This window comes from Clostridia bacterium (assembly GCA_017405765.1).
Classification (GTDB): domain Bacteria; phylum Bacillota; class Clostridia; order Oscillospirales; family RGIG577; genus RGIG577.
Genome location: JAFQZS010000030.1, coordinates 1 through 12923, shown reverse-complemented (window position 1 = coordinate 12923; position 12923 = coordinate 1). Strand labels below are relative to the sequence as shown.

Here is a 12923-nt window from a genome sequence, read left to right as displayed (position 1 = left end):
CAGGATGACAAGGGGGAGGCTCAGGATGACAAGGGGGGAGCGCGGGATGACAAATGAGGCCGCCTGCTTGTTTAATCCCACCTATAACCAACGGGCACCAAAGACATGGAGCGGCTCGGCCGCGGAACTCCAGTATGGAAGGAAGTATCTAGAATGATGAGTGCTGTAAGTCGGCCCTAAAAAGGGGGTCCGGGGGAAAGCGGCTATTAGGACTGCACTAAGTTTGCCCTTCGCTGCCCCGCATCTCCCCTTGCCGCGTCCCCCGGAAATTTTGGTTCTTTTTTTTGCAAAAGAACCGCCCGCCGCGCAGGCGATTAAAATCTTAAAAGCGCCAGCTTTTAAAAAATTCTTCTTGCTTTTAAGCAAGAAAAAGAAAACTTGAAAAGGGAATCATAGAACCGCAGTTCTATAATTACTTCTTGCTTTTTAAGCAAGAGAAAAAAAGGAGCCTCGGGACCTTGGTCCCGAAACTCCCTCACACGTCACTTCACGCCTATATCGCGTCTGAAATGCTTATTTTTAAAATCTATCATCGCAACGCCGCCGTATGCGCGCTTTATCGCCTCGTCAAGGTCTTTTCCCTTCGCCGTCACGCCGAGCACTCTGCCGCCCTTCGTGTAAAACCTGCCGTCCTCTGCGCGCGTTCCGGCGTGATACACAACACAGCCGTCCGCCTCTGCCGCCTCTATGCCGCTTATCTCAAAGCCCGTTTCATACTTGCCGGGATATCCGCCCGACGCCATGACAATGCATACGCAGGCGCCGTCGTCCCACTCGACCGTCTCTTTATCAAGCGTGCCGTCGATGCACGCCTCCATTATCGTAAGAAGGTCGCTTTTAAGCCTGGGCAGAACTACCTGCGTTTCGGGGTCGCCGAATCTTGCGTTGTATTCTACTACCTTGGGTCCGTCCGGCGTTATCATAAGGCCGAAATAGAGCACTCCGCGAAATTCTCTGCCCTCACTCGCCATCGCCGCCACGGTCGGCTTAAATATATGCTCCATGCAGTATTCGGCGATCTTCGGCGTATATATGCGGCTGGGCGAAAACGTGCCCATGCCGCCCGTATTCGGTCCCTCGTCATGGTCGAATGCGCGCTTATGATCCTGCGCCGACACCATCGGCACCACCGTCTTTCCGTCGCAGAACGAAAGCACCGACACCTCCGGCCCCGTCATGAACTCCTCTATCACCACTCTCGCGCCCGACTCGCCGAATATCTTGTCCTCCATTATCGTGTGAACGGCAGCCTCGGCCTCCTTTAAGTCTTTGGCTATTATCACGCCCTTGCCCAAAGCAAGGCCGTCGGCCTTTACTACTGCGGGATACTTGTTCTGCGCCTTTATGTACGAGATCGCGTCACGCGCGTTATCAAACACCTCGTAGCCCGCCGTCGGTATGCCGTATTTCTTCATAAGCTCCTTTGAAAAGACCTTCGAGCCCTCTATTATCGCCGCGTTGGCGCGCGGGCCGAACGCTCTTATCCCCTCTTTCTCCATGGAGTCAACCATGCCCAAAACGAGCGGATCGTCGGGAGTGACCACTACTAGATCTATCTTTTGCTTCTTTGCAAAGTCAACGGCCGCGGCGATATCCGTCGCCTTAAATTGAACGCACTCGGCAAGCTTTGAAATACCGCCGTTTCCGGGGGCGCAGTAAATCTTGTCTGCGCGCGGCGACTGTGAAAGCTTTGTAATAACGGCGTGCTCTCTGCCGCCTCCGCCTATAACGAGTATCTTCATCGTATTCCCTCCGCTTTTAATGCTTAAAGTGGCGCATCCCCGTAAATACCATGGGTATGCCGTATTCGTCGCACTTCTTTATGGAATCGGCGTCGCGTATCGAGCCGCCGGGCTGGATTATTGCCGCAACGCCCGCCTTGTGCGCCGCTTCAACGCAGTCGTCGAACGGGAAAAAGGCGTCGGACGCCATAACGGAGCCCTTTGCGTTCTCTCCGGCGTAATCTATGGCTATGCCCAAAGACGTTATGCGGTTCGTTTGTCCCGGACCTACGCCCGCGCTTCTATTACCCTTGACGAGCACGATGGCGTTTGACTTCGTGTGCTTTACTATCTTCATGGCAAACTTCATCTGTGAAAGCTGTTCGGGCGTCGGCTGCGCCTTCGTTACTACCTTAAGATCGTCGTCGTTATATATTTCCGTGTCGGCGCTCTGTATGAGAAGTCCGCCCGATACCTTCTTCGTTTCAAGCGTGCCGGGCGCAGTCTTCTCTGTTATAGCGGGAAGCTCCATAATGCGCAGGTTCTTCTTCGCGGTGAGTATGTCCATAGCCTCCTTCGTATACGACGGTGCTATGATTATCTCAAGGAATATCTTCGCCGCCTCGCGTGCAGTCTCTTCGTCCACCTCGCGGTTTAATGCAAGTATGCCGCCGAAGATGGAAACGGGGTCCGCCTCGTATGCGTTCTTATACGCCTCGGCTATCGTCTCGCCCAATCCCACTCCGCAGGGATTTGCATGCTTTACGGCAACGGCGCACGGCTCGGCGAACTCTTTTACAAGCTCTACCGCCGCCGAAGCGTCGCTTATATTGTTATACGAAAGCTCCTTGCCGTGATGCTGAACGGCCGCCGCAATGGAATTTTTCGGGTATCCCACTTCCTTATAGAAGGCCGCCTTTTGATGCGGGTTCTCGCCGTAGCGCATCTCTTGCGCCTTTTCGTAAGTAAGCGTAAGAAGCTCGGGGAAGCTGTCGTCAGAAAGCTGCTTCTTTAAGTAATTTGAAATAAGCGTGTCGTAATGGCTCGTATGCTCAAACACCTTTGCCGCAAGATAACGCTTAGTTTCAAGCGATACCTCGCCGTTTTCGCGAAGCTGCGAAAGCACCGTATCGTAATCGCGCGCGTCTGTAAGCACGGCAACGTCCTGCCAGTTCTTTGCGGCCGCCCTTATCATCGTGGGGCCGCCGATGTCTATATTCTCTATGGCCTCCTCAAACGTAGTGCCCTCTTTTAAGATGGTCGCCTTGAAGGGATAAAGATTTATAACGACTATATCTATCGTATTAATGCCAAGCTCTTCCAGCTGCCGCATATGCTCGGGATTCTTTCTCATCGCAAGAATGCCCGCGCTAATGTTGGGATGCATAGTCTTTACGCGGCCGTCGAGACATTCGGGAAAGCCCGTAACGTCGCTTATGCCCACAACGGGCACGCCCGCCGCCTCTATTACCTTATGCGTTCCTCCCGTCGATACTATCTCATAGCCAAGCTCATAAAGCCCCTTTGCGAACTCGGCTGCGCCCGTTTTGTCTGAAACGCTGATTATCGCACGCTTTTTCATCTCTTATTCCTCCTGTTTTATAGTTACGCGTCTGCCGTCTATCTCTATCCTGTCGCTGCAAAAAAGATCGACCGCCAAAGGTAAAAGTATCCACTCGGCCTCTTCCATAACGCGCCGCTGCAGCGTTTCGGGCGTGTCGCCCGCTTCCACGCTTACCGCCTTCTGAAGTATCACTGCGCCGCCGTCCGTCACCTCGTTTACGAAATGGACGGTAGCTCCCGTCACCTTTACGCCGTAGGAGAGCGCCGCCTCGTGGACCTTAAGCCCGTAAAAGCCCTCTCCGCAAAACGACGGTATGAGCGACGGATGCACGTTTATTATCCTGTTTTCATAACGCCTTATCACCTCGGGCGTGATTATCCTTAAATATCCCGCAAGGACTATAAGGTCTATGTCGTTCTCCGTAAGGACCGACAAAAGGCGCGCGTCGCACTCCTCGTCTGTGGGATATTCGGAGCGCGCTATTATCTCGCTCTTGATTTTATGCTTTTTTGCGCGCTCAAGCGCATACGCCTTTTTCGACGTTGATACGACAACGGCTATCTCGCCGTTTTTTATCGCGCCGCACTCCGCGGCGTCTATTATCTTCTGAAGGTTCGTGCCGCCGCCCGACACGAGCACGGCTATCCTCTTTTTTTTCATACGCTCCTCTTTCAGATAAGCTCTATCTTATCGTTGCCCTCTGTTATCTCGCCTATAACGTAAGGCGTCTCGCCGCAGTCTTTAAGAATTTTAAGCGCCTTGTCGCACTCATCTTTCGAAACGGCTACTACCATGCCTATTCCCATGTTGAACGTATTGTACATGTCGCGCTCGGGGATATTTCCCTCGCGCATGATAATATCGAAAATGGGCAGTACGGGCGCCTTCGCCTTTTCTATGCGCGCGCATAAGCCGTCTTTAATCATCCTCGGTATATTTTCGTAAAAGCCGCCGCCCGTAACGTGGCATACCGATTTTACTTTGACCTCGTTCATAAGCGAAAGTATCGGCTTAACATATATCTTCGTGGGGGTTAAAAGCACCTCGCCGAGCGTTTTGCCGCCGTACTCCGAAAGCGGTCTTTTAAGGCTCTTTTCGGTCATTTCAAACACCTTTCTCACGAGAGAATAGCCGTTTGAATGAACGCCCGACGACTGAAGGCCTATAAGCACGTCGCCCGCTTCTTGCGCGCTTGAGTCGATTATCTTCTCTTTGTCAACGGCTCCCACGGAAAATCCCGCGATGTCGTATTCGTCGGCGCTGTAAAAGCCCGGCATCTCCGCCGTTTCGCCGCCGATAAGGGCGCAGCCCGCCATAACGCAGCCGTCGGCCACGCCGGAGACTATCTTTTCTATCTTTTCGGGCACGTTTTTGCCCACCGCTATGTAATCGAGGAATATAAGCGGCTTTGCGCCGGAGCATACGATGTCGTTTACGCACATGGCCACGCAGTCTATGCCTACGGTGTCGTGCTTGTCCATAATAAAGGCAAGCTTCAGCTTCGTGCCCACGCCGTCCGTGCCGGAAACGAGCACGGGATGCTTGAATTCATTCGTATCAAGCTCGAAAAGGCCGCCGAATCCGCCTATAGCGGACATAACGCCGCCTATATGCGTCTTTGCAACGTGCTTTTTTATAAGCTCAACAGACTTATATCCCGCAACCACGTCAACGCCTGCGGCTTTGTAACTGTCAGAAAAACTTTTACTCAAAAGATCTCCTCCTAAACATGATCGTGTCGTAAAATCAAACCGTTTCGTAAAACCAAATGTAAATACATCCCAAAGGTCGGCGCGCGCCGCCCCTTAAAGCGTATATCATTTATCTCCCATAAGGCGTCTTAGTATCTCCTGATACGCGCCCTCTACGTTCCCAAGGTCCTGTCTGAATCTGTCCTTGTCAAGCTTCTCATGCGTAACGGTGTCCCAAAATCTGCAGGTGTCGGGCGATATCTCGTCCGCAAGCACTATCTTTCCGTCGGGGGTCTTGCCGAATTCGAGCTTAAAGTCGATAAGCTCTATATTCGACTTTTTAAGATACGCTGAGAGTATGTCGTTTATGCGAAAGGCATAGTCGGCAATAGTCTTTACCTCGTCCTTCGTCGCCAAATTTATGGCCGCGATATGGTATTCGTTTACCATGGGGTCGCCGAGCGCGTCGTCCTTATAGCAGTATTCCAAAACGGTGGACGCAAGCTTCGTTCCCTCGGGAAGTCCCAGCCTCTTCGAAAGGCTGCCGGAGGCGATGTTTCTCACTATTACCTCAAGCGGCACTATCTTTACCTTTCTTACGACTGTCTCGCGGTCGTTAAGCTCCTCTATGTAATGAGTGGGTATGCCGTTTTCTTCAAGCATCTTCATCAGATGATTCGTAACGCGGTTGTTTACTATGCCCTTGTCGTGTATCGTTCCCTTTTTAAGGCCGTTGAACGCAGTCGCGTCGTCCTTGTAGGAAACAATAGCGTAATCGGCGTTTTCAGCGCAGTCGTAAACGCGCTTTGCCTTGCCCTCGTATAACATCTTGCCCTTAGTCATCACTTTCTACCACCCTTTTCATAATAGTTTTATCTTTATTTATTACTTCCTGTCTCATTTCCTCTTTATACGCTATAAGCTTCGCCATAAGCGCCTCGTCCGAAAGCGCGAGCATCTGCACGGCGAGGAGCGCCGCGTTCTCGGCGCCGTCTATGGCTACCGTAGCCACGGGCACGCCCTTTGGCATCTGCACTATCGAAAGAAGCGAATCGAGCCCGTCCAAAGTCGAAGACTTTATCGGAAGCCCTATAACGGGAAGCGGCGTATAAGCCGCGATAACGCCGCCCAGATGCGCCGCCTTGCCGGCCGCGGCGATTATAACGCCTACGCCGTCGTCCTTCGCGCTCTGTGCAAAAGTCTTTGCCTCGTCGGGCGTTCTGTGCGCGGAAATGACGTGCACCGTAAAGGGCACGTCAAATTTTTTTAAGATCTTTACCGATTTTTTCACAACGGGCAGATCGCTGTCGCTGCCCATAACTATCGCTATAGTCTTCATTGTTCCCTCCAAAAAAATATATTTTGCTTCTTACAGCACCGTGGCGACGCCCTGATATACAAGGCCCTTGTCGCCGTCTATCGTTACGGTCATGCCGTCCTTCAATATGTCGCACGCGCCTTTCGCGCCCGTTACAACGGGGATATCCAGCATAAGGCCCGCTATCGCCGCGTGAGACGACATTCCCTCCTCCTCGGTTATAATGGCGCGGGCGCGCTTGAAAAGATTTAAGTATTCTATCGACGTGGACGACACCACAAGTATCTCGCCGTCGCGGAAGTTCTTTTGGGCGTCGCCGAAATTTCGGCAAACGCGCACCTCGCCGCAGGCGTTCACGTTTGATATGCCCCTGCCTGCTATCAGCACGTCGCCCACCGTCTGCACCTTTAAGATATTCGTCGTGCCGGAGATATTTAAGGGCACTCCCGCCGTGATGACTACTATATCGCCGTCGCGGATAAGACCTCTTTCTTTAACGCATTTTACCGACTCGTCGAAAAGCTCGTCTGTAGTATGCTTCTTTTCTATCATAACGGCGTATACTCCCCAGCAGAGAGCAAGCTGATTTTTCACCTTTTCGGAAACGGTCGTCGCAACTATGGGGCACGTCGGGCGGTATTTCGCTATCGCCATAGCCGTAAAGCCCGACTTCGTATGCGTTATCACCGCCTTTGCTCCCACGTCGTAGGCCGTTTGGCATGTGGCGTGGCTTATGGCGTTCGTTATGCTCTTTATCATGTTGTTGTCAAGAGCGCGAAAGCGGTTCTGGTAATTTATGTCGTTTTCCGTCGTTTCGGCTATTTTTACAAGCGTTTTCACGGCCTCAACGGGATACTTTCCCACCGCCGACTCGCCCGACAGCATAACGGCGCTCGTGCCGTCGTATACGGCGTTTGCAACGTCGGCCGCCTCGGCGCGCGTGGGGCGCGGGTTTTTCGTCATCGATTCGAGCATCTGAGTAGCCGTTATTACAAATTTGCCCTGCGAGAGGCACTTTTTTATTATCATTTTCTGAAGCGGCGGTATCTTCTCAAAGGAAAGCTCTACGCCCAGGTCTCCGCGCGCCACCATTATGCCGTCCGACACCTTTAATATGGCGTCCGTATTCTCAACGCCCTGCGCGCTCTCTATCTTCGAGATTATCTTTATCTGCTTGCCGCCGTTCGAATCGAGGATGTTTCTCACCTCAAGCACGTCCATCGCGCTTCGCACGAACGAGGCGGCGATAAAATCAACGTCCTCATGTACGGCAAAGAGTATATCGCTTCTGTCGCGTTCGCTTATATACGGCATGTCTAAGCTTACTCCGGGCAGATTAACGCTTTTTCTTCCCGAAAGCGCGCCGCCGTTTAGTACCTCGCATCTTACTTCTTCGTCTCCCGTCTCTTTTACGCAAAGCTCTATAAGTCCGTCGTCTATAAGTATGCGGCTGCCGGGAGAAACGGCCTTCGTTATCCCCGAAAAAGAAACCGAAACGCGTTCGGCGCTGCCCTCGCATTCCTTCGTAGTAAGCGTAAACTCGTCGCCGGCCCGAAGCGTTACTGCGCCGCCGTCCTTAAACGTGCCTATGCGTATCTCGGGCCCCTTTGTATCGAGAAGTATCGCAAGCGGCGTATCAAGCTCGCCTCTTAACTTCTTCGCCATGTCGATGCGCCTTTTATGCTCCTCGTGCGAGCCGTGCGAAAAATTAAGGCGCACTACGTTCACGCCCGAAAGTATCATGCTTCGAAGCACGCCCTCGTCGTCGGTCGCGGGGCCGAGCGTCGCGACTATCTTCGTTTTTCTCATTTTATGACCTCCTTCTTCGAGTCATATTCTTTTAACCTGTCCATACATATTGATTTTATACTATTGCGGTGATATTTTCAAGCAAAAGCCCAAGGCTTATTTTTTTTAGATAAAACATATAATCAAGCGCCCGCGAATTCGGCATTATAAGCCTTTTTGACGACGGTTCACCCCCGTCGGCGGGGCGGTTCGCCCCACCGGTCACCCGAAGCGCCCCCCTTTGTCATCCTGAGCGAAGCGAAGGATCTTTCTGCAATAAGATTCTTCGTCGCTTAGCTCCTCGACAATGACAGTGGGGGAAGCCCGCCGCGAGGCGGGGCGGTCCATTAGAACTGCGTTCTATACCTCCCTTTCAATATACTTTCCTTGCTTAAAAGCAAGAACCAAATTTTAGAACCAAGGTTCTAATACTCCTTTTCAAGAATTCTTTTTCTTGCTTAAAAGCAAGGACAATTTTTTAAAAGCTGGCGCTTTTAAGATTTTTTTCGCCTACGCGGCGGGCGGTACTTTTCACGGGAAAAGTACCAAAACCGCCGGGGGACGCGGCAAGGGGAGTTGCGCGGCAGCGAAGGGCAAACTTAGTGCAGTCCTAATAGTCGCTTTCCCCCGGACCCCCTTTTTAGGGCCGACTTACAGCACTCATCATTCTAGATACTTCCTTCCCCACTGGTGTTCCGCGGCCGAGCCGCTCCATGTCTTTGGTGCCCGTTGGTTGTGGGCGGCATTAAATAAGTTGCTTTTTAGAAAAAGCCCGCTTCCGGTGGGAGCACTTCCCCCGTAGGTCACCCGGAGGCCTCGCAGAGGCCGTGGCAATCCGCACTCTCATCCAAAAATGAAAGAAACGCCGCGTCTGCGGCGTTTCTTTCTCTTGTATCTGCGCGCTATTCTGCGCTGTTATAGTGGATCTCGGCGCCCGTTAGGTAAATGTTTGATCTGCCTACGCTTACGCTCCCCCACTGCTCCGCCGTGCCGGCGTAATATATGTCGGTAAGACTTTCACAGTTTACAAACGCACCGTTTCCTATGTACGTCACGCTCGCCGGGATAATAACCTTCGTAAGAGCGCTGCAATATGCGAACGTACCCTCTTCTATGCCGCCGACACCCTCGGGGATCGCCACGGATGCAAGACTTTCGCAGCTTGCGAACGCCTGACCGCCTATATACGTCACGCTCTGCGGGATGGTCGCTGTCGTAAGAGCGCCGCAGTTTGCGAACGCTTCCAAGCCTATGCTCTCAACGCCTTCATTTATCGTAACGGACTTTAGGCTTTCGCAATTATAAAACGCACGTTCTCCTATGTTTTTGACGCTTCCGGGAATATCCACAGACGTAAGACTGCCGCATCCCCAAAACGCGCCGTTCTCTATATCCTTTACGCTTTCGGGTATAGTCACCGACGAAAGCGCGCTGCAGTTCTCAAACGCATGCTGGCAAATTTTTTCAACGCCCTCGGATATAGTCGCCGAAGTAAGCGCGGTGCAGTCGTCGAACGCGCAGTCTCCTATTCGTGCAGCGCTTCCCGGAATATTCACAGACGCAAGGCTTGCACAGCCCAAAAACGCCCAGCCGCCTATATCCTTGACGCCCTCGGATATAGTCGCCGAAGTAAGGCCGCTGCAATATGCGAACGCATAGTTTTCTATAGTCTCAACGCTTCCCGGTATTACAACGGATTTAAGAGCGTCGCATCTTTTGAACGCATCGTTTCCTATCCTTACAACGCCTTCCGATATAGTCACCGACGAAAGCGCGCTGCAGTTCTCAAACGCATAGCTGCCTATAGCCTCTACGCTTCCCGGTACAGTCACGGACGTAAGGCTTTTGCAGCCTTGAAACGCAGCCCGGCCTATATCCGTCACGCCGTCGGGTATCACGACCGACGCAAGGTTTTCGCAGTTTTCAAACGCCCCGGTACCTATGCTCGAAACACCTTCCGGTATCGTCACGGACGTAAGGCTCTCGCAGCCCGAGAACGCATAATTGCCTATACTTTCAACGCCTTCCGGTATCGTTACCGAAGTAAGGCCGCTGCAGCCGGAGAACGCACGGCCGCCAATGCTCGTTACGCCCGCAGGAATAGTCACCGACGTAAGGCTTTCGCAGTCTCTAAACGTATTTACGGTAATGTTCTTTATACCTTCCGGTATCGTTGCAGACGTAAGAGCGGTGCAGTTTTGAAACGCGCCTTCGCCTATAGCCTCTACGCTCCCGGGTATATTCACCGCCGAAAGCGCGCCGCAGTATGCAAAAGCATATTCGCCTATACTCTTCACGCCGTCAGGTATAGTCACGGACGCAAGGCTTCTTAGATCCTTGAATGCGTCCCTGCCTATGCCGGTCACTTGAACGCCGTCTATCGACTCGGGGATCGCAAGCTTTACCACGCTCTTATCGGAAATACCTGTCACGGTCCCGTTATCAAACGTAAGCCCCGGCGTACCCGCCTTAAAACTCTTAGCGGTGTTGTTGTAGCCTGTGCTCCAAACGCCGTCCTTTACCGCACGTACCGTATAATAATACGTCGCCCCGGGCGTCACTTCGGTATCGGTGAACGTCGTGTCGGTCGTATTTAAAAGCGCCGCCTTCCAGCCTCCGCTGCCCGTCTTTTTATATACGCGGTAACCGTCAGCATCCGCGGATCCGTCCCACGCTATCATTATGCCGCCCGTGCTGCTCTGCGTTATCATGTTTATGTTCACGCAGTCAGGCGCGGCTGTAGCGGCCTTTATCGTCTTTGCCGTGTCGGCATAGCCCGTGCTGTACGTCTTGCCTACGAAGGAGCGGACGGTATACGAATACGTCGCGCCCTCCGTCACCGTGCTGTCTGTATACGATGTGCCCGTTGTGGACGAAAGCACTGTCGTCCACTTGCCCGTGCCCGTCTTTCGGTACACGCGGTAGCCGTCAACGCCGTCCTGTCCTGCCCATGCAAGGCTTACCGCGCCGTTTGCATAGCTTATCGCGGTTATCGTCACAGGCGCAGGATCAACAGCCGTCTTCGCCTTTATCGTTTTTGCCGTGTCGGCATAGCCCGTGCTGTACGTCTTGCCTACGAAGGAGCGGACGGTATACGAATACGTCGCGCCCTCCGTCACCGTCGTATCGGTGTAACTCGTCGCCGTTGTGGACGAAAGCACCGTCGTCCATTTGCCCGTGCCCGTCTTTCTGTATACGCGATATCCGTCAACGCCGTCCTGTCCTTGCCATGCAAGGCTCACTGCGCCGTTTGAATAGCTTACCTGCGTTATCGTCACAGGCGCAGGATCAACAGTTGCCTTCGCCTTTATCGTTTTTGCAGTGTCGGCATAGCCCGTGCTGTACGTCTTGCCTACAAAAGAGCGAACGGTATACGAATACGTCGCGCCTTCAGTCACCGTGCTGTCGGTATACGATGTGCCCGTCGTGGACGAAAGTATCACGGTCCACTTGCCCGTGCCCGTCTTACGGTACACGCGGTAGCCGTCAACGCCGTCCTGTCCTGCCCATGCAAGGCTCACTGCGCCGCCCATGTAGCTTATCTCGGTAATATCGACCGCAGGCGGCGTATCAGTTGCCAAGCCCATCACAGGAAGCATCGTAAGCAGCACGAATATCGCCACTATAAGACTTAAAATCTTCTTTTTCATAACGCCCGCTCCTCTCTGTTCTTTTATTCTGTGCTTTTTTGACCGCAAATCATAAAACGTATTCTTTCGTCGCCGCATGAAGGACCGCGTTTTTTCTTTGCGCTGTTATAATAATCATATCATAATGTAAATGTTATTTCAATATATTTCCACAAAAAATCATCTTTTCGCCTCTGCCGCGAGGCGGGGCGGGTATTTAGAACCGAGGTTCTACGACTCCTTTTTAAGTCTCTTGCTTTGAAAGCAAGAAATAATACTTAGAACCAAGGTTCTAATACTCCTATCCCCCTGCCGGGGGGCGTACTTTTCACAAAAGCGCTGCTTTTGAAACATTTCCCTTGCTTTGAAAGCAAGGACAAATTTTTAGAACCAAGGTTCTAATACTCCTGATCCCCTGCCGGGGGGGCGTACTTTTGTGACCAAAAGTACCAAAAGTCCCGAGAGGATGCCGCCTCTCGGACTCTCCGCTTCCTCGCTCCAACACCGCCTCTCGGCGGCGCCAGCCGCTCGGCGTTACTCGGCGCAAAGACAAATCTTCTCCTCCAAATATAGGCGCAATTTGCTTTATAACTTGGAGTCTTTTCGCCATGAGGGCGCATTCTGGAAGCTTCCTTCCCCACTGGTGTTCCGCGGCCGAGCCGCTCCAAGTCTTTGGTGCCCGTTGGTTGTGGGCGGCATTAAATAAGTTGCTTTTTAGAAAAAGCCTGCAGGCAACGGGAACCGGAGTGTCGGGCGCATCGTGCGCCCGTCAAATTGGTGGAGAAGATATCTTGAATTGGCCCTCACATCGAGGAAGGCTGGAAGTATTACTAAAGATGGTGACCTTCTGGCCGAAGATTGAAGATAAATAACTTGCTGTAAGAGGCGCAGTATGGGCCTGTGGGTTTCCCCTCGTGAGGGGACGGGGGAGCAAAGCTCCCCGGCAATTTTGGTTCTTTTTTTGGGCGGGTTGTCAAGTCAAGTGCAACAGTTGGTCTGAAAAGACCTCATAGGGAGTAGACCAATTAAGGCATTTGCGTGGTCTTAGGTTTATCAGTGCAACAAATCGGGATAATTCATCATCTGTCATGTTGCCTAAGTCTCTGTGTTTAGGTATGAATTGACGCAGCAATCCATTGGTATTCTCATTTGACGGTCTTTCCCAAGGCGAATGCGGATGTGCGAAGTAAACCATTGTATTAAGATCACTTT

The 12923-nt window shown here is 52.4% G+C and carries 9 protein-coding genes; all 9 read right to left on the bottom strand.

Going from position 1 to position 12923, the window contains the following annotated elements:
- Window positions 1-482: 482 nt before the first annotated feature.
- The gene (gene purD, locus IJG50_04900) at window positions 483-1742 is read right to left on the bottom strand and encodes a phosphoribosylamine--glycine ligase (GenBank protein MBQ3379189.1); all 1260 of its coding nucleotides are present in this window, start codon (window positions 1740-1742) and stop codon (window positions 483-485) included.
- A 16-nt stretch (window positions 1743-1758) separates the two neighbouring features.
- A complete protein-coding gene (gene purH / locus IJG50_04895; GenBank protein ID MBQ3379188.1) occupies window positions 1759-3303 on the bottom strand; it encodes a bifunctional phosphoribosylaminoimidazolecarboxamide formyltransferase/IMP cyclohydrolase in 1545 nt (514 codons plus the stop codon).
- Window positions 3304-3306: 3 nt separating this feature from the next.
- Complete coding sequence (locus IJG50_04890) at window positions 3307-3945, bottom strand: phosphoribosylglycinamide formyltransferase (GenBank protein ID MBQ3379187.1); 639 nt, start codon at window positions 3943-3945, stop codon at window positions 3307-3309.
- Between the two features lie 11 nt (window positions 3946-3956).
- Complete coding sequence (locus tag IJG50_04885) at window positions 3957-4997, bottom strand: phosphoribosylformylglycinamidine cyclo-ligase (GenBank protein MBQ3379186.1); 1041 nt, start codon at window positions 4995-4997, stop codon at window positions 3957-3959.
- Window positions 4998-5102: 105 nt separating this feature from the next.
- Window positions 5103-5819, bottom strand: a complete 717-nt coding sequence (locus IJG50_04880) for a phosphoribosylaminoimidazolesuccinocarboxamide synthase (protein MBQ3379185.1) — start codon at window positions 5817-5819, stop codon at window positions 5103-5105.
- Window positions 5812-6315, bottom strand: coding sequence for a 5-(carboxyamino)imidazole ribonucleotide mutase (gene purE / locus IJG50_04875; protein ID MBQ3379184.1), 504 nt, complete (start codon window positions 6313-6315; stop codon window positions 5812-5814). Before purE ends, IJG50_04880 begins: the two co-directional genes overlap by 8 nt.
- 30 nt (window positions 6316-6345) lie before the next feature.
- Window positions 6346-8103, bottom strand: coding sequence for a pyruvate kinase (pyk, locus tag IJG50_04870; protein MBQ3379183.1), 1758 nt, complete (start codon window positions 8101-8103; stop codon window positions 6346-6348).
- Between the two features lie 881 nt (window positions 8104-8984).
- Entirely contained in the window at window positions 8985-11732 is a 2748-nt protein-coding gene (locus IJG50_04865) for a leucine-rich repeat protein (GenBank protein ID MBQ3379182.1), read from the bottom strand.
- Between the two features lie 952 nt (window positions 11733-12684).
- Window positions 12685-12923, bottom strand: a 239-nt coding sequence (locus IJG50_04860) for an IS30 family transposase (protein ID MBQ3379181.1), incomplete at its 5' end; no start/stop codon positions are given.

Coding starts and splice junctions, on each gene's coding strand:
- purD (MBQ3379189.1), bottom strand. CDS start 1,742: ATGAAGATACTCGTTATAGGCGGAGGCGGCAGAGAGCACGCCGTTATT.
- IJG50_04865 (MBQ3379182.1), bottom strand. CDS start 11,732: ATGAAAAAGAAGATTTTAAGTCTTATAGTGGCGATATTCGTGCTGCTT.
- IJG50_04890 (MBQ3379187.1), bottom strand. CDS start 3,945: ATGAAAAAAAAGAGGATAGCCGTGCTCGTGTCGGGCGGCGGCACGAAC.
- pyk (MBQ3379183.1), bottom strand. CDS start 8,103: ATGAGAAAAACGAAGATAGTCGCGACGCTCGGCCCCGCGACCGACGAC.
- IJG50_04880 (MBQ3379185.1), bottom strand. CDS start 5,819: ATGACTAAGGGCAAGATGTTATACGAGGGCAAGGCAAAGCGCGTTTAC.
- purH (MBQ3379188.1), bottom strand. CDS start 3,303: ATGAAAAAGCGTGCGATAATCAGCGTTTCAGACAAAACGGGCGCAGCC.
- purE (MBQ3379184.1), bottom strand. CDS start 6,315: ATGAAGACTATAGCGATAGTTATGGGCAGCGACAGCGATCTGCCCGTT.